A 21,455-nucleotide genomic window follows, 5' to 3' on the forward strand; every position below is an offset into this window, starting at 1 on the left:
ACCGATAGACGGCCCACCGAAGACAACCACCTTTACACCGTAGATCACTCTCAACCCACCGCACCGGTTACAGTCGGCCCCCATGCGATCCCTCAACGACAACCCCCTGTTCCACCGGCTCGACGGCGCCCGCTCGGTGCTCGTCGCCGGGGCCGGCGGCGGATTCGACATCTACGCCGGCCTGCCCCTGGCCCTCGCCCTGCGGCGCCCCGGCCGCAGCGTCCACCTCGCCAACCTCAGCTTCGCCCGGCTCGACCCCGGCCTCGACTGGATCGGCCCCGACGTCGCCGCCGTCGGCCCCGACTCCCCCGGCGACGACCGCTACTTCCCCGAGCGCACCCTCGCCCGCTGGCTGGCCGACCAGGGCCTGCCGCCCACCGTCCACGCGCTGCGCCGCGAAGGGGCGCGCCGCGTGGGCGCCGGATACCGCGCCCTGGCCGCGCACCTGGACATCGACGCCGTCGTGCTCGCCGACGGCGGCACCGACATCCTCATGCGGGGCGACGAAGCAGGGCTGGGCACACCCGAGGAGGACATCACCAGCCTGGCGGCGGTGGCGGCGCTCGACGTCCCCGTCAAGACCCTGGCCTGCATCGGATTCGGAGTGGACGCCTACCACGGGGTCTCGCACTCATTGTTCCTGGAGAACGTGGCGGCCCTGGAGCGCGAAGGCGGCCACCTCGGCGTGTTCTCCGTCCCCCGCGACAGTGCCGAGGGGGCGGCCTACCTCGCCGCGGTGGAGCACGCGAGCGGCCACACGCCGCAGCGGCCGAGTATCGTCAACGGGTCGATCGCGGCTGCGGTGCGCGGGGAGTTCGGGGACGTGCGGTTCACCCGGCGCACCGGCAACGGGGAACTTTTCATCAACCCGCTGATGAGCCTGTACTTCGCATTCGACCTCGCCGCGGTGGCGCGGCGCTGCCTGTACCTGGACCTGCTCGCGTCGACCGACACCTTCGCGGAGGTCCAGGCCGTGATCGAGTCGTTCCGCTACGGCCTGGACGGCTACCGCCCCCGGCGGGCCTTCCCCCACTGAGGCGGCGGCATGCTAGGGGTACCGCAGGAAGCCTCCGGTCTCCAGGGTGAAGCCGAACGGCTCCGGCAGCCGGAGGGCGTCGCCGAAGTCGCGGGTGACGCGTTCGCGGTACAGCTCGCCCTCGGGGTTGGAGTACAGGGTGACGCGGCCTTCACCCGGGTCGACCAGCAGGTACGCGGGGATCGCCGACCGTGCGTAGATGGCCGGCTTCTCCTCATGGTCGCGGCGTCGGCTGCCCTTGGACACCACTTCGGCGACCAGCAGCACCTCGTCGGGAGCGATGTAGTGCTGATCCGTGACCAGCACTTCCCGGGGAGCAATAAACAGGTCGGGGATCACGCACCTGTCGATATAGGGAACGCGGATCTCCAAGTAGCCTTCGCTGCGGTGCCCTTTGGGCATCGCATTGCGCAACTGCTCGTCCAGGAGGTAGACGTTCTCCTGATGCAGGCCGATGGGGGTGGGGGACACGGTGATGGTCTCTCCATCCAGGATCTCCGCTCGGGCGCCACGGGGGACCTCCATGGCGTCGAGCACAGCGAAGAGTTCCTGGGAAGCCGACAGCTCCTGCTCCTCCGCCACTGGGACGGGGTCAGGGGCGAGTGCCGTCATCTTCGACTCCTCTGGGTCGGACATATGAACGGTCACACCCTGTCATGAGCCGGAGACAATACCGCGCGGTCCTTCCATTGGACCCCGAAGACGGGTGGTGGCGCCAGTCCCCCGGTCCGCGGGTCCCGGCGCCACCGGCTGTGTTCCCGGCTACTCCTCGAACGCCTCGGGCGGCGGGCAGGAGCAGACCAGATTGCGGTCGCCGAACGCCTGGTCGATGCGGCTCACCGGCACCCAGTACTTCGTCTGGCGCAGCTCGGGCACCGGGTACCCGGCCTCGGAGCGGGTGTAGGCGTGGTCCCACGTGTCGGCGGTGAGGGCCTCGGCGGTGTGCGGGGCGCCCTTCAGCGGGTTGTCGGCGGGGTCGTAGCCGCCGTCGGCGACCCTGTCGATCTCGCCCTTGATGGCGATCATCGCGTCGATGAACCGGTCGAGCTCGGCGAGGTCCTCGCTCTCCGTGGGTTCCACCATCAGGGTGCCCGCCACGGGGAAGGACATGGTCGGCGCGTGGAAGCCGTAGTCGATCAGCCGCTTGGCGACGTCCTCGTTGGTGATGCCGGTCTGCTTGGCGATCTGCCGGATGTCGATGATGCACTCGTGCGCCACCAGGCCGCCGGCCCCGGTGTAGAGCACCGGGTAGTGGCCCGACAGCCGCTTGGCGATGTAGTTGGCGCCGAGGACCGCCATCTCGGTCGCCGAGCGCAGCCCCTCCTCGCCCATCATCCTGATGTAGGCCCAGGAGATGGGCAGGATCCCCGCGGAACCGAACGGGGCGGCCGACACCGGGCCGACCCCGGTGTAGGGGCCCGCCTCGGGCTGGCCGGGGTGGTTGGGCAGGAAGCCGGACAGGTGCTCGCGGACCGCGACCGGGCCGACCCCGGGCCCCCCGCCGCCGTGCGGGATGCAGAACGTCTTGTGCAGGTTGAGGTGGCTGACGTCGGCCCCGAACGCGCCGGGCTTCGCCCAGCCCAGCAGCGCGTTCAGGTTCGCGCCGTCGACGTACACCTGGCCGCCGGACTCGTGCACCAGGCGGCACACCTCGGTGATGGTGTCCTCGTAGACCCCGTGCGTCGACGGGTAGGTGACCATGATCGCGGCGAGGGAGTCGCGGTGCTTCTCGCACTTGGCCGCGAGGTCGGCGAGGTCGACGTTGCCGCCGTCGTCGCACGCCACCACGACGACCCGCATGCCGGCCATGACGGCGCTCGCCGCGTTGGTGCCATGGGCCGACGACGGGATGAGGCAGACGTCGCGCCCGGTCTCTCCGTTGTGGCGGTGGTAGCCGCGGATGGCGAGCAGCCCCGCGAGCTCCCCCTGCGACCCGGCGTTGGGCTGCAAGGACACGGCGTCGTAGCCGGTGACCTCGGCGAGCCACCCTTCGAGGTCGCGGACGATCTGGACGCTGCCCGCCGCCTGGTCCAGCGGCGCCAGCGGGTGCAGCCCGGCGAACTCCGGCCAGGTGATCGCCTCCATCTCGGCGGTGGCGTTGAGCTTCATCGTGCACGACCCCAGCGGGATCATGGTGCGGTCGAGCGCCAGGTCCTTGTCCGCCAGGCGGCGCAGGTACCGCAGCAGCGAGGTCTCGCTGCGGTGCGTGTTGAAGACGGGGTGGTCGAGGTAGTCGATGTCGCGGCGCAGGTCGGCGGGGAGCGCCGAGGTGTCGGCGCCGGAGGCCGCCGCACCGGGGCGCACGCTGCCGCCGAACGCCTCGAGGACCTGGTCGACGTGGGCGTCGGTGGTGGCCTCGTCGCAGGAGATCCCCACGGTGTCGTTGCCGACGCGCAGCAGGTTCACGCCGAGGCGGCGCGCGTTGTCGACCGTCGCGGCGGCAGCGGCGGGGACGCGGACCCGCAGCGTGTCGAAGAACGCGTCGTGCAGGACGGTGAACCCGCGGGCGCGCAGGCCGTCGGCCAGCCGGACGGTGTGGGCGTGGACGCGTTCGGCGATCGCGCGCAGCCCCGCCGGCCCGTGGTAGACCGCGTAGGTGCCGGCCATGACCGCGAGGAGCACCTGCGCGGTGCAGATATTGCTGGTGGCCTTCTCCCTGCGGATGTGCTGCTCGCGGGTCTGGAGCGCGAGCCGGTAGGCGGGGCGCCCCGCGCTGTCCTTGGACACGCCGACCAGGCGGCCGGGGAGCTGGCGCTGGAGGGCCGTGCCCACCGACATGTAGCCGGCGTGCGGCCCGCCGAAGCCCATGGGGACCCCGAACCGCTGGGTGGAGCCCACCGCGATGTCGGCGCCCATGTCGCCGGGGCTGCGCAGCACGGTCAGCGCCAGGATGTCGGCGGCGACCACGGCGATCGCGCCGCGCTCGCGCGCGGCGGCCATGAGCGGCGCGAGGTCGCGCACCGCCCCCCCGGCGGCGGGGTACTGCGCCAGCACGCCGAACGCGTCGCCCTCGGGCAGCCCCTTGGAGAGGTCGGCGACCACGATGTCGATGCCGAGCGGCTCGGCGCGGGTGCGCAGCACGTCGAGCGTCTGCGGGAACACGTCGGCGTCCACGACGAAGGCACTGGAGCGCGCCTTGGACGCGCGGCGGGCCAGCGTCATGGCCTCGGCCGCTGCGGTCGCCTCGTCGAGCAGCGACGCCCCGGCGACCGGCAGACCGGTGAGGTCGGCGACCATGGTCTGGAAGTTGAGGAGCGCTTCGAGCCGCCCTTGGGAGATCTCGGGCTGGTACGGGGTGTAGGCGGTGTACCAGGCGGGGTTCTCCAGGATGTTGCGCAGGATCACCGGCGGGGTCACGGTGTCGTAGTAGCCGAGCCCGATCATGGACGTCAGCACCTGGTTGCGCGATGCGAGGCCGCGCAGCTCCCCGAGGGCCTGCTGCTCGCCGGCCGCCTCGGGCAGGCGCAGCGCGGCCGGGTTGCCGCCGGGGTCGAGGATCCCGGCCGGCAGTGCGGCGCGCATCAGCTCCGCCGCCGAGGAGTACCCCACGGCCTTGAGCATCTCGCCGCGCTCGGCGTCGCCGGGCCCGATGTGGCGGTCGGCGAAGCCGAACGCCTGGCCCGCGTCGGGGGCGGGGTGCTGGACGGTGCGGTCGGACATTGGAGACCTCCTGGTCGCTGTGCCGGTTCTCGCGGCTGCTCCGGTCGGGTCTCCCCCTCTGTCACGCTCGGGCGGGCGCGCCGGCGCGCCCGCCCGCCGCGTTCCAGAGCGGCCTCTCCACACGGTCCTTTTTGCCTGAGAGGTTGGCTGGGGAGTCTTGCCCCGTCGGCGCCCCATGGCAGGGGTCTCTCCCGTGTGGTATCGACGGCCATTTCGTGCTGGTTCGGCGTCTACTCGATTATCGCCGCATCCGCCGTCCGATGGCATCGGCCGCGCGCCACATGGGGTGTGGCGCCCGGCACACAACGGCGGGACGCGGGTCTCCACGGTAGTGGACGGCGGGCTCGGCGCGTCGGCAAGGGTCGCGGTGCCGGGCGAGGGGCCCGGCGGCGGGTCGGTCAGCCGGTGCGGCGCCGCCTGCGCTGGGCCAGTTCGTCCATGGGCTGCTCGGGCTCGCCCGCTGCGCCGAGGTCCTCCGTGGGGACGCCGTGCAGCGAACTCTCGACCTCGCGCCACACCTTGCCGAGCGCGATACCGAACACGCCCTGGCCGCGCTGGATGAGGTCGACGACCTCGTCGGGCGACGTGCACTCGTAGACGCTCACGCCGTCGCTCATCAGGGTGATCTGCGCGAGGTCGGACGTGCCCCTGCGGCGCAGGTGGTGCACCGCGGTGCGGATCTGCTGGAGGGAGATCCCGGTGTCGAGCAGCCGCTTGACGACCTTGAGGATGAGGACGTCGCGCACGCTGTACAGCGGCGGGACGCCGTCGGTGGGCGCGACACTGGGCTCGACCAGCTGGGTCCTCGCCCAGTAGTCGAGTTGGCGGTAGGTAATCCCGGCGGCCGCACACGCTGCGGGCCCCCGGTAGCCGACGTCCATTGGAGGCGCCACCACGTCCTCTTCACACAGCAGGCCCTGCTCATCGGCCCGCTGTAACGCTGCGCGACTATGATCCGCGAACTGCCGCTTACTGCTCGTCACCGCCACGCCGAACCTCCGGCTCCTAAGCCCCCGCGGCGTCGAACAAGGGGAGATGCGAGATAGTGCGCCGCAGGTTCCTTCGACAACGAAGGTAGGCCGGTGCGATGGGCGCGTCAACGACACCCGTCGGCGCGTCGCGGAACCCGTTTCATCGCGGTACCCCCCTTCGGGCCAGCATACGCAACACCACGAGGTGACCAGCGTTCCCATACCGAGGGTAATTGCCGTTTCACCGTGCCGTGAAACGCGACACGCCGCCGTGTCACGCCGAGCGATGTTTGGCCATGTCTCTGCCGGGGACCGCGACAGTGGGGTCCAACAGCGCGGCCCCGACGTCCGAACCCGATACAACGGGAGAAGAGTCACATGTCGGTCATAGACCACAGAACGCCGCGCGCCAGGGTCGATCGCACCCGGGCGGGCGAGCCCCGCGACCGCCACTCCACCGAGGAACTGCTGCACAACTACGCCGCCCTGCCCGAAGGCCACCCGCGGCGGTCCGTGCTGCAAGACAGCATCGTCGCGGAGTTCGCCCCCTGGGTCGCGCGCCAGGCCCGCCGCTACGGCAACCGGGGCGAACCGCTCGACGACCTCCGCCAGGCCGGCATGGTCGGGCTCGTGAAGGCCGTGCAGGGGTTCCGGCCCTCCATGGAGCGCCCGTTCGTCTCCTACGCCACGCCCATGGTCGTCGGCGAGATCAAGCGGCACTTCCGCGACCGCACCTGGGCGGTGCACGTCCCCCGCCGCCTCCAGGAGAAGCGCTCGGAGCTCAACCGGTTCACGGTCGAGTTCACCCAGCGCACCGGCCGTGCCCCCACGACGACCGAGATCGCCGAGTCGCTGCACGTGGACGAGGCCGAAGCCGGCGAGGTGGTGACCGCCGCGGCGGCGTACTCCACGGCGTCGCTGGACATGCCGGTCGGCGACGCCGACGGCGGCGACATCAGCCTCGGCGACACCATGGGCCAGGACGACGCCGAAGTCGAAGGGGTCGTCGACCGCGAGGCGCTGAAGGCGGCCATGCACAGCCTTGAACCGCGCGACCTGCGGATCGTGCTGCTGCGCTTCTTCGGCAACAAGACCCAGTCGGAGATCGCCGAGAGCGTCGGGATCTCGCAGATGCACGTCTCGCGCCTCATCTCCCGGGCGCTGCGGCGGCTGCGCCGCGAAATGGACCCGGAGGCCTGACGCAAAGCGGCGGGCGGGTGTCGGAACGGCCCTTGGGCCGTTCCGACACCCGCCCGCTCCGGATCCGCTCCAGGGCGCCCGGCCCGGCTGCGTCAGATCGACGGCGGAGACGCCCGGATCCGGCTGCCGACCTGCGTCGTCGCTGATCAGGTCGTGCGGCCGAAGTCCTCGGGCGTGATCTCGTCGAGGAACGCCCGGAACTTCTCGACCTCGTCCTCCTGGTCGTCGGGGATGGGCACCCCCGCCTCGGTGATGACGTCCTCGCGGGCGTAGATGGGCGCACCGGTGCGCAGCGCCAGCGCGATGGAATCGGAGGGCCGGGCGCTGACCTCGACCCCGTTGGAGAACACGAGCTCGGCGTAGAAGATGCCTTCGCTCAGCGCGGTGATGTTGACCGTGCTGAGGGTGGCGTCCATGGCGTCGAGGACGTCGCGGAACAGGTCGTGCGTGAGCGGCCGTGCCGGCACGACCCCCTGCTGCGCCAGCGCTATGGCGGTGGCCTCGACCGCGCCGATCCAAATGGGCAGGTAGCGCTCGCCGTCGGTTTCCTTCAACAAGACGATGGGCTGGTTCGAGGGCATCTCGACCCGGACGCCGACAACCTCCATGTGTTTCACTGCGGCTCCGTCCCACGACCGGTCGCGTCATGAGGGGCAATCATCGGCTCCAGTGCCCCGTTTGCTCCGTCATTCACGGTACACCGCCGCCTTCTGGAGGTCTCGTCCAGGAGTCCTCCCGGTGGAAAACGACGGTCCTCGTTACAAGGCTGTCCGAAGCGGCCGAACCGCAAACCTGCCGGGCCGTGAACGGTTGGGCACCGCCGGTCAACGCCGCGGCTTGGTGAGCAGCACCAGGCGGAACTTGCCGATCTGGACTTCGTCGCCGCCGCCGATCTCGGCTTCGTCGATGCGCTCGCGGTTGACGTAGGTGCCGTTCAGGCTGCCGACGTCGCGCACGCCGAAGGACTCGCCGCGCCGGAAGAACTCGACGTGCCGCCGCGACACGGTGACGTCGTCGAGGAAGATGTCGCTGTTGGGGTGGCGGCCGACCGTGGTGACGTCGCTGTCGAGCAGGAAACGGCTGCCGGCGTTGGGACCACGCTTGACGACGAGCAGCGCCGTGCCGGGAGGCAGCGCCTCGACGGCCGAATGGTCGGCGCCCGGCTCCTCGGCCCCATCGTTCTCGGCCTCCAGCGCCTGGATGCCGGAGATGGAAATGGTGGACGTGGTCTCGCCGCCGGACTCGCCACTCCCACGCGGCTGCGGCGGGGCGCCCTGCCCCGCTCCGCGGCTGATCGGGGAACCGCAGTTGGAGCAGAAACGGGCATCATCCGCAACGGCGTGACCGCACTGCGTGCAGTAAACGCTCGACATGGGTCGGCTCGGCCTCCTACCGCGCGGGGGCGGTGCTTGATCGGACTGGTGACTGGTGCGCTGTCTTCAGATGTGGGGCCGCCCGGCGGGCGCCGGACGTGTGGAGGCCCGGTTGGCCCCCGGCACGGGGGCCGCGGTGCCGTCCCGTGCGGACCTCCCCAGACCGAGCCGCTCCCACCTGCGTGGAAACTGCTGATCCGGGTCGGCCTCGACGGGCTGACGTACGGGAACACTCGACTCTAAACCATATACACGACCCTGGAACGCCCCCGTGGCCCCTAGTTCCCCAAGCGCCACGGCCGACTCCGGCCGCCACACGCGCGCGGCGGCGCCCGCGCGGCCGGAACGGATCCCCGCCGCACAGGCGCGGTGACACCGCGTGCACGCCGGCGGAGTCGGCGCCCCGCCGGTCGTCGCCCCGTCGCATCACCCCCGGTTCAGCCTTCAGCGTTCTCCACCACACCGGCCCATTCCTCCAGGAGCCGCTGCGCGGTGTCGGAGTCGGCCGCCTCGGCCCACAGGTGGGTGACGGCCTCGGCGGTGTCGGGCAGGACCAGCGCCCACGCGCCGCTGGGCTCGATGACGCGGACGCCGTCGGTGGTGTCGATCTCGCGGTCGCCCGCCGCCTCGACCACGGACCGCATGACGCTGCCCTTGACGGCCCACGGGGTGGGCACCGAGCGGCGCAGCAGGTGCGCCTCGGGGATGCGCTGGTCGATCTGGCTGAGCGACAGCTTGGTGCGCGCCACCAGCCCGACGAGGCGGACGAACGCCGCGATGCCGTCGCTGGTGCGGGAGAACTCCGGGAGGACGAAGCCGCCCCTGCCGTCGGCGGCGAAGACGATGTCGTCGGCCATGGCGGCCTTGGTCAGCTCGTCGGTCGCCGTGGGGGTCCACTCGACCTGCGCGCCGTGGGCGTTGGCGACCTGCTCGGCGACCCGGGTCGTGGTGACGGGCAGCGCGACCCTGCCGCCCTTGCGTTCGGCCGTGACCAGGTCGAGCACCACCAACAGCGCGCGTTCGTTGTCGACCAGCGCCCCGGTCTCGTCGACCAGCGACAGCCGCTCGGCGACGGGGTCGAAGCGCACCCCGAAGTCGGCCCGGGAGGACGACACCAGCTCGCCCAGGCGCTGGAGGTCGCGCATCTGCTTGGCGAGGGTGTCGGTCGGCGACGCCTCGTCGAGCCGGTTGTTGACGGTGAGGACGTCGGCCTTGACCCGCCCCAGCAGCGTGGGCAGGATCAGCGAGCCGGTGCCGCCGGCGCAGTCGACCACGACCTTCAGCCCGGCCTCCTCCACACCGGTGATGTCGATGTGCCGGATGAGGTCGTGCGCGTAGTTCTCGGTGCCCCGCGAGGGGAAGGACAGCTCGGCGATCTCGCCGGGGAACGCCCGCCGGAACTCGCCGCGCGAGAACACCCGCTCCAGCTTGCGCTGGGCCGCCGGCGAGAGGTCGGCGCCGCGCTCGTCCAGGAAGACGATGTCGATGGACTGCGGGTCGCCCGGGGTGGTGCGCAGCGCGATACCGCCGCCGATGCCGTTCTGCGAGGTGTGGAAGCGCGCGACGGGCAGCGCCACCGCTTCGAGGTCGCGCACGTCGATGGCGCTGGCGGTCAGCGCGGAGATGACCGCCCGTTTGAGGGTGCGCGCGGCTCGCGAGACGTCGCGGGAGGTGGCGACCACCGTGCCCTTCTTCAGGGTGGTGGCGTAGGCGCTGGCGAGGCGCACGACGAGTTCCGGGGTGATCTCGACGTTGATCAGCCCGGAGACGCCGCGGGGCCCGAAGAGGGTGCTCTGCCCACGCGACTCCCAGATGACGTCGGTGTTGACGACCGCGCCCGCCTCGATGGTCTTGAACGGGTAGACCTTGACGTCGCTGGAGAGGTACGCCTCGGACTCGATGACGCATTCCTCGCCGATGACGGCGCCCTCTTCGATGCGGGCGCCCGACATGACGTCGGTGTTCTTGCCGATGACGCAGCCGCGCAGGTTGGCGCTGGCGCCGATGTAGACGTTGTCGTGGACCACCGCGCGGTGCAGGAACGCCTCGGGGCGCACCACCGCGTTGCTGCCGAGGACGGTGAACTCGCGGAGCTCGGCGCCGCCCTCGACCTTGGCGTAGTCGCCGATGTAGAGGGGGCCCTTGAGCTCGGCCTCGGGGTCGACCTCGGCTCCCTCGGCGACCCACACCCCCGGCGACATCTCGAAACCGTCGATCTCGACGTCGACCTTGCCCGACAGGACGTCGGCCTGGGCCCGCAGGTAGCTCTCGTGGGTGCCGACGTCCTCCCAGTAGCCGTCGGCGATGTAGCCGTACAGGGATTCGCCGGCGCGGAGCAGCTCGGGGAACACGTCGCCCGACCAGTCGACGACCTCGCCGGCCGCGACGTGGTCGAGGACCTCGGGCTCCATGATGTAGATGCCGGTGTTGACGGTGTCGGAGAACACCTGGCCCCAGGTGGGCTTCTCCAGGAAGCGCTGCACCCGGCCGTCGTCGTCGACGATGATGATGCCGAACTCCAGCGGGTTGGGCACCCGCTTGAGCCCGATGGTGACCATGGCGCCGTTCTCGCGGTGGAAGCGCACCATGTCGGTGAGGTCGATGTCGGTGAGCGCGTCGCCCGAGATGACGATGAACGGCGCACCGCGCAGGTGCTCCTCGCCGTTCTTGACGCTGCCGGCGGTGCCCAGCGGCACCTCTTCGGCGACGTAGTGCAAGTGCATGCCGAGCTCTTCGCCGTCGCCGAAGTAGTTGCGGATCAGCGTGGCGAGGAACTGCACGGTGACGACGGTCTCGTCGAAGCCGTGCCGCTTCAGCAGCCGCAGGACGTGCTCCATGATGGGGCGGTTCACCACGGGCAGCAGCGGCTTGGGCTGGTTGGCGGTCATGGGGCGCAGGCGGGTCCCCTCTCCCCCCGCCATCACGACCGCCTTCACCGGGCCCACCTCCCGCCGTCGGCTGCGGATCGGCACAACACCAGTGGGGCTCTCATGGCTGAGTCGTCGCTCCCTTCCTGTCGCTGGTCGGGGGTCCGCAATCGGCGGCGTGCCCGGTCGGATCGCGTTCAGCGTGCCCGGCGCCGTTCGACGTGGGACCGGCGGCGGTGCCGTCGGCCGCGCCCCCTGCCGGCGCGGCGGGGTCGGCCGCGGAGCCGTGCGCCGGGTCCGGCGGTGTGCGCCGGGTGTCGAGGTCGTGCGGTTCGGCCTGCCGGGTCTGCGCGATCAGCCGCAGCCCCTGGACCGCGTACAGCAGCCCGGCCCACCAATAGATAGCGGTTCCCCAGATGGCGAACGCCCAACCAACAATCTGCGCGACATCGCCGACGACACCCCAGTGCCCGGCGATGAGCAGCAGCGGGAAGGAGTAGAGCAGGCACAACGTGGCGGCCTTGCCGGCGAAGTTGACCGGTAGCGGCCCGTACCCGTAGTGCCGCAGGATGGGCAGCGCGACGACGACGAGGACATCGCGCAGGACCAGGATGGCCATGAGCCACCACGGGACGACGCCGCGCACCATGAGGCCGAGCAGCGCGGCGAAGATGTAGAGGCGGTCGGCGAGCGGGTCGAGGATCACGCCGAGGCGGCTCGCCTGGTTGAACGCCCGGGCGATCTTGCCGTCGAGCCAGTCGGACACACCGGCGAACGCGAGCAGGCCGAGCGCCCACCAGTCGGCCCAGTCGGCCTGGGGCACCAGCACCAGGTAGAGGAAGACGGGGACACCGATGAGCCGAAGAATGCTCAGCAAGTTCGGGATCGTCCAAATGCGGTCGCCCACGGGGTCCACCGCGTTCTCGGTCGCCAACCCCACCTCCCCAGGTCCCGTTGTCGAGCCTACCCAGTACGGCCGGGCGGAGTCTCCGGGCTCCGCACCGTTTTCCACCCGCCCAATCGGCACATAACCGGCAGAGCATCACGATACGCGAATCCGGGCACGAGACACCGCAGTACACGCGTTTTCGGGCAGGGAGGCGGACGCGGCGGCACGCGGTGCCGACCGTCCCCTCCGGTCACGATACGTGCCCGCCGCGGCGGCGCCGCGAACGCGCGCCGCGCAGGGGCACGGCGGACCGCGCCCCGGCGGCGGGGGTGTCGGCCGCGCTGCTCCCCTGCGGCGGCGCGGGGAATCAGCCGCGCTGCTCCTCGGCGGCCGCGACCAGGGCCGCGAGCAGCCGTCGGTCCTCGCCCTCCTCGGGGTACCACTGCACGCCGATACCGAAGGGGTGGCCGTCGACCTCGATGGCCTCGACGGAGCCGTCCTGCGCCCACGCCACCGGGCTCAACCCCGGGGCGACCTGGTTGAAGCCCTGGTCGTGGGACTCCAGCACCTCGGCGCGGTCGCCCAGCGCCTTGCCGAGCCGGCTGGTGACGCTGACCGAGATGTCGGCACGGGACAGCCGGACGGGGTCGGGAGCGTGGTGGTGGCCGCCGACCACATCGGGCAGGTACTGGATCAGCGACCCGCCGGCCGCGACGTTGATGACGTGCGCGCCGCGCTCGATGCCGAGCACGGGCACCCGGTGCTCGATCGCGGCGCGGACCAGGGCGACCTCGAAGGCGTCGCGCCGGGGGTCGGCGGCGGCGGCCTGCTCGTGCGGCTCCTCGCCGAACCGGTCGGGGCCGACCGGGGCACCCGCGGTGAGGACCACCGCGTCGAGCCGTTCGAGCAGCTCGGCGACGCCGCTCGGGCGCGCGGGCGGCAGTACGACGGGCATGCCGCCCGACCGGTCGATCTCGCGCAGGCAGGGCTTGGCGACCAGGGCCGCCTCGCGGATCCAGTCGCCCCACCGCGCGGGTTCGAGGTAGCTCGTGATCCCGATGAGGGGGCGGGACATCCGTCTCTCCTTAGCACTGCCGGGGCGCCCTCCCCGCGTACGCGGGGAGCATTGTCGATGACTCTGTGCTGCTGTCCGCCGGACATCGCCGCCTGGGTCAGGGGTCCGCTCGGGGCCTGGGTCACGCGTCGTTCCAGTCAGTCGCCCAATGAATACTCGCACAATCACCGAAAGTCACAAAAGTGGCCCATGGGTCAATACCACGGCCAATTATCCGGAATCGGTGGTGGGGCGGGTCTGCGGCTGAAAAACTTCCCACGAGTTGAGGAAGGCGCCCGTCCTGGGGCTCGACCACCGCCCTCGAAGAGCGCGCGACCTCGGCGGCGCCGATGCCGCCGACTTGCCGGAGGGGGCGGAACTGCCCATGCCGTTGAATCCGCGACTGGTCCGAGCGACCTTCGAGTGCGTCGAACGCGACCACGCGGCCTCGTCCGGCTACTTCTACGGCCGGCTGTTCGCCGAGCACCCGCGCCTGCGCGCGCTGTTCCCGCCGGCGATGGACGTCCAGCGCGACCGCCTGTTCGACGCCTTGACCACGATCGTGTGCAGCCTGGACGACCCCGAGTCGCTCGTCCGCTACCTCGGCCGGCTCGGCCGCGACCACCGCAGGTTCGGGGTGGCGCCCGCCCACTACGAGGCGGTCGGCTCGGCGCTGCTGGCGACCGTGGCCAGGGCCGCGGGCGACCAGTGGACCGCGGAGGCCGCCGCCGCGTGGCGCGACGCGTTCGCCCTCGCCTCGCGGATGATGATCGAGGCGGCGGCCGAGCACGCGGCGTGGGCGCCGCCGTGGTGGCAGGCCGAGGTGGTCGCGCTGGAGCGGCCGCGCCACGACCTCGCCCGCATCACCCTGCGCCCCGACCAGCCCTACCCCTACCTGCCCGGCCAGTACCTGATGGTGCAGGTCGCCCGCTGGCCCCGGGTATGGCGCCCCTACTCCATCGCCAACGCGCCCCGCGGCGACAACCTGCTGCGGCTCGTGGTGCGCGCCGTGCCCGGCGGCTGGGTGAGCACCGCCCTGGTCGCCCACACCCGGCCGGGCGACCGCCTGCTGCTGGGCGCGCCCCTGGGCACCACGGTCCTCGACGCCGAATCGGACCGCGACCTCGTGATGGTGGCGGGCGGGTCCGGGATCGCCCCGATCAAGGCCATCGCCGAGCAGGTGGCCGCCCTGCCGCGGCGGCGCCCCATGCTGCTGCTCTACGGCGCCGGCGAGGCCGCGGAGCTGACCGAGTCGGCGGACCTCGCCGCGCTCCAGTCAACCTACCCGTGGCTGCGCGTCGTCGAGGTGCTCGGGCGCGGCGCCGACGAGCGGCGGGCGGCCGAGCCCGCGGGCGATCACGCGTCCGCCGAGGTCGCGAGCGGCACCGCTGTCGGCGTCCTCGGCGACTACGGCCCCCTGCACGGCAGCGACGCCTTCGTCTGCGGACCCGACGCCATGGTCCGCGCCGCCGTCCCGCGGCTGGTCGAGGCCGGGGTCGACCCGGAGCGGATCCGGCACGACCTGCTGCCGCACGACGCCGAAGGCGCCGCCGACGCGGCGCCCGCCAAGCGCCCCGGCGCGCACGCCGACGGCGGCACGGAGTCGCCGGGCGCCCCCGGCCAGGTCCCGCTGCGCGGTTAGCCCATATCACCTGCAACGTTGCGGGGCGCGGTCGCGTGCGGCACGCCGCCTGCTCGACCAGGCGCGATGGATCCGGGCGCGGGACCGTTAGCGGTCACGTCCGTCTGCGGCCACCCCGCGTCGCCGCCGCCGGTACGGCGCAGCCCGTCCCCGTACCGGCCCTCGATCCGCGTCGGCCTGCGGCGGTGTTCTCCCAGGTGACGGCCGTAGAACCGCCGCCTGGGGCCGGGGATGGCGCCCTCGCGCCCGCCCCGCCGACGGAGCGTGCTCGTGCGCTCCGCACCAGGACATGACCTGGTCGTTTGGACGTGTGTCGAAAAGCGTTGAGCGCGGGTCGCGGGTGCCCCACGGTGAAGGCGCGATCCACAACGGGGGATCCGGAACCGAGGAGGGAACATGAAGCGCATCATTACGCGCGCGGCGGCCGTGGCCGCGCTAACGGCGGCGGCCGCCGGGATGCTCGCCGCACCCGCGCACGCGGAGGGGGACGGAAAGGTCGGGACGCTGGGATGGGACTCACAGGGCGACAGTGAGGCCGCCGACAACGACAAGGGCGGCCGCAACGTATGGGCGCTGGTCCGGGACGACTCGCACCCGGACGGCTCGCCCCCCGTTCGAGCGGACTTCTACGCCCGGGGCGAGCAACTGCACCTCCAAGACAACCACGCGGACGGCCACAAGGTGGTGGCGCACCTGACCGTCGCGGGCGAGGGCACGGCCACCTTCGTCGGCGGCGGTTGGCGCAACCTCTCCTTCGCCGAAGGCAAGGCGGTATCGCTGCGCGTGTGCCTCGGCAACACCGGCGTCTGCTCCAACAAATACGGCGGCGGCCGCACCTGAGGCCGGGGGCGCCGGGACGCATCGACCGGCGCCCCGCCCCGGCGGCTGGGGACGACGGTGTCCACCGGCCGCCGCACCGCATCCGATGGTTAGCCCCTATCACCTGCACCGTTAAGACGTGATTAAATCGCGGCTGTGCGTCCATCGACGCCTCTGCCATGGGGTGCCACGATTGCCGCACTGACGTCACACCAGCCACGCCGTGACGCTTCGATCGCATGTGAAAGGGACGACCAGTGTCCGATACCTCCGTCGGGAAGGGCGCACCGCCAGTCCCGAAACCGAAGTGGACCCCCGCCACTATCGCGGTCTGGACGGCCGTGGCGCTCGTCGGCGCGATCGCGTGGGGATTCATCGCGCTGTCGCGCGGCGAAGAGATCTCCGCGGCCTGGCTGATCTTCGCGGCGCTGGCGTCCTACGCCATCGGCTACCGCTTCTACGCCCGGTTCATCCAGTACCGGGTGCTCATGACCGACGACACCCGCGCGACCCCGGCGGAGCGGGTCAACAACGGCGCCGACTTCCACCCGACCGACCGCCGGGTGCTCTACGGCCACCACTTCGCCGCCATCGCCGGCGCCGGGCCCCTGGTCGGCCCCGTGCTCGCCGCGCAGATGGGCTTCCTGCCCGGCACCGTGTGGATCATCCTCGGGGTGATCTTCGCCGGGGCCGTGCAGGACATGGTCGTGCTGTTCTTCTCCATGCGGCGCAACGGCCGCAGCCTCGGCCAGATGGCGCGCGAGGAGATCGGCCCCGTGGGCGGCATCGCCGCACTGGTCGCGGTGCTCTCCATCATGGTCATCCTGCTGGCGGTGCTGGCGATGGTCGTCGTCAACGCGCTGGCCGAGTCGCCCTGGGGCGCGTTCTCCCTGATCATGACCATCCCCATCGCGCTGTTCATGGGGTTCTACCTCCGCTATCTGCGGCCGGGCCGGGTCATGGAGGTCTCCGGCATCGGGGTCGTGCTGCTCCTGCTGTCCATCGTGGGCGGCGGCTGGGTGGCCGAGCACGCGGTGCTGAGCGAGGTCTTCCTGTTCACGCACAACGAGCTCACCTTCGGGCTGATCGTCTACGGCTTCGTCGCCTCGGTGCTGCCGGTGTGGATGCTGCTGGCGCCGCGCGACTACCTGTCGACGTTCATGAAGGTCGGCGTGGTGGCGCTGCTCGCGGTGTCCATCATCGTCGCGATGCCCACCCTGCAACTCCCCCAGTTCACCGACTTCGCGTTCAACGGCCAAGGGCCGGTGTTCGCCGGGTCGCTGTTCCCGTTCGTGTTCATCACGATCGCCTGCGGCGCGCTGTCGGGCTTCCACGCGCTGATCTCCTCGGGCACCACCCCCAAGCTCATCGAGAAGGAGAGCCAGGTCCGGATGATCGGCTACGGCTCGATGCTCACCGAGTCGTTCGTCGCGATCATGGCCCTCGTCGCGGCCTGCATCATCGACCCCGGCGTGTACTTCGCGATGAACATGCCCATCGGCGCGCTGGGCGACTCCGTCGAGAGCGCGGCGCAGGCCGTCAGCCAGCTCGGCTTCGCCGTCGACGCCCAGACCCTGCAATCCACCGCCGACCTCATCGAAGAGGAGAGCATCCTGGGCCGCACGGGCGGGGCGCCGACCTTCGCCCTCGGTGCGGCGCAGATCTTCTCCGCCGTCATCGGCGGCGCGAACTGGATGGGCTTCTGGTACCACTTCGCGGTGATGTTCGAGGCGCTGTTCATCCTCACCACGGTCGACGCCGGCACCCGCGTGGGCCGCTTCATGCTCCAGGACACCATCGGCAACTTCTACAAGCCGATGCGCGACGTGAGCTGGAAGCCGGGCCTGTGGTTCACCAGCGCGCTGATCGTCGCGGGCTGGGGCTACTTCCTGTGGGCCGGCGTGAACGACCCGCTCGGCGGCATCAACCAGCTGTTCCCGCTGTTCGGCATCGCCAACCAGCTGCTGGCCGCCGTCGCCCTGGCGGTGTGCACGACCCTGCTGATCAAGTCGGGGCGCGCCAAGTACGCGTGGGTGACCCTGGTGCCCCTCGCGTGGGACGCCGTCGTCACGCTCACGGCGAGCTACCAGAAGGTGTTCTCGTCCGACCCCGCCATCGGCTTCTTCGCGCAGCGCTCGCAGTACGCCGAGGCGCTCGCCAACGGCGAGACCAGCCTCGGGACGGCCACGACCGCCGACCAGATGCGCACCGTCGTCACCAACACCACGGTGCAGGGCACCCTGTCGATCCTGTTCGCGGTGCTGATCATCATCATCCTGGTCGACGCGATGCGGGTGTGGGTCAAGGCGCTGCGGGCGACCGGCCAGCTGCTGCCGACCTCGGAGGATCCGCACGTGGAGTCCGCGCTGTGGGCCCCGTCGGGGCTCATCCCCACCAAGGACGAGCGCCGCATCGCCAAGGAGCGCGAACTCGCCGGAGCCGGCTCGGGTGAGGGCGGAACCGCGGGGAAGCACTAGGGCATGGCGGCATCGGGGACGCTCTCCTCGGCGGTGCTGCGGGGGCTGCGCGAAGCGTGGCAGGTCGCCCGCGGCATCGCCGGTGAGCGCGCGTACGAGATCTACCTGGACCACCACCGCCGCGAGCACCCCGGGGTCCCGCCGATGCCCGAGCGGGAGTTCTGGCGGCACCACACCGACAAGGGCGACACCGACCCCGGCTCCCGCTGCTGCTGAGCGGCGGGAAGCAGGGGCGCGTCCGCGACGCGAAGGGGGGTGGTTCCCGACCCGGCCGGGTCGGGAACCACCCCCCTTCGTCGGTGCCCGCTCCACTCGGGCGGCGGGACGGGCACCGCCGCGGGGCGGGACGGGCACCGGCGGTGCTCCGTCCCGCCCCTCTTCGCGCGAAGGCCCGGTGCGGCCCTCGGGCCCCGGTCAGGCGGGGGTGTCGGCCCCGGCGGGGTCGGGGGCCGGCGGGGGGAACGGGATCTCCGCGAGGACGGGCAGCAGGGACTCCTCCTCGTAGTCGAGGTGCGCCTCCAGCTCCGCCGTCATCCGCTCCAACTCGGCGCGGAACGGGGCGGGGTCGGCGGTGCTGATGCCGCCCAGCAGGGCGAGCAGTTCCCGCTGGATGCGCTCGACCGTCGTGTGCTCCTCGCGCAGCCGGGCGATGGCGTCGCCCAGGTGCGGGTGGGCCTGCGCCAGCCCGGGGAACATGTGCGCGTCCTCGCCGGTGTGGTGGAACTCCAGCGCCTCGCAGAACGCAAGGCAGTGCTGCCGGAGTTGCAGCCCCAGCCCGGGCGCCGGCGCCTCCCCCGGTCCTTCGTGGTTCGCGCGCTCGCCGAAGTAGGCGTCGGCCTCAGCGCGCACCTGGCCCAGCAGCGAGCGCAGCCAGGTGTGGATCTCCACGAGCTTGGCCGCGAGGGTGGTGACCTCGGCGGGGTCCTCCACCTGTCCGAAGCGCTCCAGCTCCACGACCGGGATCGTCCGCTCGGTCCCGGCCTGGTAGTCGGCATAACCGGGGGCGACCCGCACCACCTGCTCGAACAGCTGGTCGCGCCGTGAGCCCTCGGCGGGGACGGCGATCGCCTCGAACGTCTCGGTGCCGAGCTCCACCCGCACCATGGGGTGCGCGAGCAGGTTGTGGTACCAGGCGGGGTGGTGGTCGGCGCCGCCGGCGGACGCGACGACGAGCAGCCGGTCGCCATCAGTGACGTAGCCGAGCGGGGCGGTGTTCTCCTTGCCGGACTTGGCGCCGGTGGTGGTGAGCAGCAGGAGGTCGGACCCGTCGAAGGGGCCGCCGACCTGCCCGGCGTTGGCGCGGAACTCCTCGATGATCGGCTCGTTGAAGGAGGTGGTCATACGGTGGTGGTCTCCAAAAGGCGTGGGGCGGCCCGCGGACAGCGGTGCCGGTGGACTACGGGGGTGCGCGCAGTGCGCGGCGCCCGCGCGGGGACCCTCGCCTGGAGTCGGACATCGATCGAGCACGCGGAGCCGCGGACACCCGCCGATAAAAGGCGGGGCAGGGGCGGCTCGACGCAGGTGACGCCGTACAGCGGTGCTCACGCACCAAGCAGGACAGGGGACGACGCGCGGACGCGGTTCACGTCAATCGCAGAATGTGCTCATGGCATCGTCCCTCGGTGAAGGTGCCGCCCGATCGCCGACCCGCCTCGAACTCTCCAGTCGGCGCCACACGGCACGCGCCCCATTACAGCCGCCCCACACCCCCCTGTCAACGCAACCGACCACCTACGGACACCCCACCCCGCCCGAGGAATAAACACCCACGCCACAGCGTGAACCGCGCAATAACGGCAGCAGGGTACGCCTCATGTGCTTGGCTCGCCGAAAAGTTCGTGCCGAACGCGCGCCACGATCCGCAGAGCCTCAGGCCCGCGCACGGCTGCCTTGGACAGATCCGTGAAGACCGTCCGATAGGGCGCGATCGCGTCGGAGTCGGTGAGCCGGAGTTCAGCGCCGATGGTCTCCACGTGCACCCTGTCGTCGTCGAAGATCCAGAAGCCGTGCACGGGAAGGGCGGCGAGGCGGGTCCCCCTGGGCACGACACCGATATTGCCTCTGCCGCGACGTATGAGGACGGCCAGATGGTCCAGCTGGCCCGCCATCACCGCACTCGGGCACGGGCGCATCCACAACGCGGGCTCCCATAGGACGAGGTCGAACGAGCGGCCCGGCTCGTCAAGGATCCGCTGACGTTCCATTCGGGCCCGCACACCGCTGCCGAGATCATCGGGAGCGCTGTGCAGAACCGACCCCGGACGCATCACGTGCCATGCGTACTCCGCGGTCTGCAACAGCCCGGGAACGCACATTGACTCGAAGACCCGCAGTGACCGGGTACGGCCTTCAAGCGCGGCGGACGCGGTCTGCCGTGCACGGGTTCCCGCGGCCAGCCGACGCCGCCATGACGCGTAATGGGTCTCCATGGCGCGCCGCTGTGCGATCAGCTCGGCGGTGAGCTGCGGCGACCCGCACGCCCGCGCCCACGAGGTCAAGTCGGCGACAGTGGAACTCTGCCGGCCGAGCTCCAGTTTGGAGACCTTGGAGGGATGCCATCCCAGCTCCTGCGCCAGAGCGCGACCCGACAGCCCTGCCTCGACGCGTACCTCGCGCAGGCGCGCACCCAGCGAGACGCGGGCCGTCTGGTAGTCGGTCATTCCACCATTGTCGCCATGTACTCGATGTAGCCGAGCGCATAGTGCCACGCGGCATCGCGCGCCGCCAATGCGGTGACGACGGTCGCCGGGTCGTCGTCCATCCTGACTCCGAGGGGACGGTCACCGTCGTACTCGAAGCGTGCCACCGTCCGGCTGTCGAATACCCAGAAGTCGTGGTCCGGCAGCTCAGCGACGATCGGATGCGCCCGGGGGAGATAACGGATGTCCTCGCCCGCACCGAGGTTGTAGGGCGTGGCCCATAGTTCCCACCTCAGGTAGTCAGAGGGAGGGTCGTCGATGAGCCGCACCCGCTCCATGCGCTTGCCTGTCGGCAGTTCGGCACGGAGCATGCGGAGCCACGGCTTGAACCATTCAAGATCCGGTTCCTTGCCTGAAAGCCAATCGCGAAACGGTCCGTCCTCCTCCGCTTTCGCGTATGCGGTTCGCGTCTCCAACCGCCAGGCGGTATGCCGATAGGAGCGGAACAGCTCGTTGAAGGCGTCACCGCTGATCAGCTCGGACACACTACTCCTTCGGCGCGAAGCGGGTCAGCAATTCACGGGGAACGACGACGAACGCCTCCCCCGGAAGCACATGGGCCACCTGCCCCAGCGCCCCGGGATCGGTCAAGCGATCACCCTGTACGACGATGTCGCCGCCTTCGGTCTCGTAGAGGGTGGGGCATTCTCCATTGAGGGATGTCGATCCCAGCATCCGTAACTTCATGTCTCACCTCACCGGTCGGGGAATTCAGTCTCCACCGCCCGTGCTTCCGGCGCCAGAGGCATCCCTGCGCTACGCGAGCAA

The 21,455-nt window shown here is 71.2% G+C and carries 18 protein-coding genes and 1 riboswitch; of the genes, 6 read left to right on the plus strand and 12 right to left on the minus strand.

The window, feature by feature from the left end; all coding sequences use genetic code 11:
* The first annotated feature begins 82 nt into the window (after positions 1 to 82).
* Positions 83 to 1,036, plus strand: a complete 954-nt coding sequence (locus CLV63_RS04000) for a DUF1152 domain-containing protein (RefSeq protein WP_106581487.1) — start codon at positions 83 to 85, stop codon at positions 1,034 to 1,036.
* Positions 1,037 to 1,048: 12 nt separating this feature from the next.
* Here CLV63_RS04000 and CLV63_RS04005 read toward each other — a convergent pair whose 3' ends face one another.
* The 3 genes from CLV63_RS04005 to CLV63_RS04015 all read right to left on the minus strand — a co-directional run bounded on the left by CLV63_RS04005 (position 1,049) and on the right by CLV63_RS04015 (position 5,685).
* Complete coding sequence (locus CLV63_RS04005) at positions 1,049 to 1,672, minus strand: Uma2 family endonuclease (protein WP_106581699.1); 624 nt, start codon at positions 1,670 to 1,672, stop codon at positions 1,049 to 1,051.
* A gap of 126 nt (positions 1,673 to 1,798) precedes the next feature.
* The gene (gcvP, locus tag CLV63_RS04010) at positions 1,799 to 4,696 is read right to left on the minus strand and encodes an aminomethyl-transferring glycine dehydrogenase (RefSeq protein ID WP_106581488.1); all 2,898 of its coding nucleotides are present in this window, start codon (positions 4,694 to 4,696) and stop codon (positions 1,799 to 1,801) included.
* 112 nt (positions 4,697 to 4,808) lie between these two features.
* Positions 4,809 to 4,900: riboswitch (glycine riboswitch) on the minus strand.
* A 194-nt stretch (positions 4,901 to 5,094) separates the two neighbouring features.
* A complete protein-coding gene (locus CLV63_RS04015) occupies positions 5,095 to 5,685 on the minus strand; it encodes a MerR family transcriptional regulator (RefSeq protein WP_245928566.1) in 591 nt (196 codons plus the stop codon).
* Between the two features lie 360 nt (positions 5,686 to 6,045).
* Here CLV63_RS04015 and CLV63_RS04020 point away from each other — a divergent pair, with 360 nt between their 5' ends.
* The gene (locus CLV63_RS04020) at positions 6,046 to 6,867 is read left to right on the plus strand and encodes a SigB/SigF/SigG family RNA polymerase sigma factor (RefSeq protein ID WP_106581490.1); all 822 of its coding nucleotides are present in this window, start codon (positions 6,046 to 6,048) and stop codon (positions 6,865 to 6,867) included.
* Positions 6,868 to 7,013: 146 nt separating this feature from the next.
* Here the strand turns inward: CLV63_RS04020 and CLV63_RS04025 are convergent, their stop codons facing one another.
* The 5 genes from CLV63_RS04025 to CLV63_RS04045 form a co-directional block, all read right to left on the minus strand.
* Complete coding sequence (locus CLV63_RS04025) at positions 7,014 to 7,484, minus strand: bifunctional nuclease family protein (protein ID WP_106581491.1); 471 nt, start codon at positions 7,482 to 7,484, stop codon at positions 7,014 to 7,016.
* A 207-nt stretch (positions 7,485 to 7,691) separates the two neighbouring features.
* Positions 7,692 to 8,240, minus strand: a complete 549-nt coding sequence (locus CLV63_RS04030) for an FHA domain-containing protein (protein WP_106581492.1) — start codon at positions 8,238 to 8,240, stop codon at positions 7,692 to 7,694.
* 437 nt (positions 8,241 to 8,677) lie between these two features.
* Entirely contained in the window at positions 8,678 to 11,176 is a 2,499-nt protein-coding gene (locus tag CLV63_RS04035) for a mannose-1-phosphate guanyltransferase (RefSeq protein ID WP_106581493.1), read from the minus strand.
* Positions 11,177 to 11,228: 52 nt separating this feature from the next.
* Entirely contained in the window at positions 11,229 to 12,023 is a 795-nt protein-coding gene (locus CLV63_RS04040) for a CDP-alcohol phosphatidyltransferase family protein (RefSeq protein WP_211301162.1), read from the minus strand.
* 340 nt (positions 12,024 to 12,363) lie between these two features.
* Complete coding sequence (locus CLV63_RS04045) at positions 12,364 to 13,071, minus strand: gamma-glutamyl-gamma-aminobutyrate hydrolase family protein (protein WP_106581494.1); 708 nt, start codon at positions 13,069 to 13,071, stop codon at positions 12,364 to 12,366.
* A 262-nt stretch (positions 13,072 to 13,333) separates the two neighbouring features.
* Between CLV63_RS04045 and CLV63_RS04050 the strand changes: the two genes are divergently transcribed.
* From CLV63_RS04050 to CLV63_RS04065, 4 genes are all read left to right on the plus strand, one after another.
* Positions 13,334 to 14,692, plus strand: coding sequence for a globin domain-containing protein (locus CLV63_RS04050; protein WP_245928567.1), 1,359 nt, complete (start codon positions 13,334 to 13,336; stop codon positions 14,690 to 14,692).
* Between the two features lie 396 nt (positions 14,693 to 15,088).
* The gene (locus tag CLV63_RS04055) at positions 15,089 to 15,532 is read left to right on the plus strand and encodes a hypothetical protein (RefSeq protein ID WP_106581495.1); all 444 of its coding nucleotides are present in this window, start codon (positions 15,089 to 15,091) and stop codon (positions 15,530 to 15,532) included.
* Positions 15,533 to 15,768: 236 nt separating this feature from the next.
* Positions 15,769 to 17,988 (plus strand): carbon starvation CstA family protein, encoded by a 2,220-nt coding sequence (locus tag CLV63_RS04060; RefSeq protein ID WP_211301144.1) that lies wholly within the window; start codon positions 15,769 to 15,771, stop codon positions 17,986 to 17,988.
* A 3-nt stretch (positions 17,989 to 17,991) separates the two neighbouring features.
* On the plus strand, positions 17,992 to 18,204 hold the full coding sequence (locus CLV63_RS04065) for a YbdD/YjiX family protein (protein ID WP_106581496.1): 213 nt from the start codon (positions 17,992 to 17,994) through the stop codon (positions 18,202 to 18,204).
* Between the two features lie 198 nt (positions 18,205 to 18,402).
* Here the strand turns inward: CLV63_RS04065 and CLV63_RS04070 are convergent, their stop codons facing one another.
* The 4 genes from CLV63_RS04070 to CLV63_RS04085 all read right to left on the minus strand — a co-directional run bounded on the left by CLV63_RS04070 (position 18,403) and on the right by CLV63_RS04085 (position 21,374).
* Positions 18,403 to 19,329 carry a nitroreductase/quinone reductase family protein gene (locus tag CLV63_RS04070; protein WP_106581497.1) on the minus strand — a complete coding sequence of 309 codons (927 nt, stop codon included), beginning with the start codon at positions 19,327 to 19,329 and terminating at the stop codon, positions 18,403 to 18,405.
* A 470-nt stretch (positions 19,330 to 19,799) separates the two neighbouring features.
* Positions 19,800 to 20,648: a helix-turn-helix domain-containing protein gene (locus CLV63_RS04075; protein WP_106581498.1), complete on the minus strand. Its 849-nt coding sequence runs from the start codon at positions 20,646 to 20,648 to the stop codon at positions 19,800 to 19,802.
* The gene (locus CLV63_RS04080; RefSeq protein WP_106581499.1) at positions 20,645 to 21,172 is read right to left on the minus strand and encodes a DUF6879 family protein; all 528 of its coding nucleotides are present in this window, start codon (positions 21,170 to 21,172) and stop codon (positions 20,645 to 20,647) included. The genes CLV63_RS04075 and CLV63_RS04080 overlap by 4 nt, the downstream gene beginning before the upstream one ends.
* Before the next feature lies 1 nt (position 21,173).
* Positions 21,174 to 21,374 carry a hypothetical protein gene (locus CLV63_RS04085; RefSeq protein WP_106581500.1) on the minus strand — a complete coding sequence of 67 codons (201 nt, stop codon included), beginning with the start codon at positions 21,372 to 21,374 and terminating at the stop codon, positions 21,174 to 21,176.
* Positions 21,375 to 21,455: the final 81 nt, after the last annotated feature.

Origin of the sequence: Murinocardiopsis flavida (genome assembly GCF_003014485.1) — a bacterium.
Lineage (GTDB): Bacteria > Actinomycetota > Actinomycetes > Streptosporangiales > Streptosporangiaceae > Murinocardiopsis > Murinocardiopsis flavida.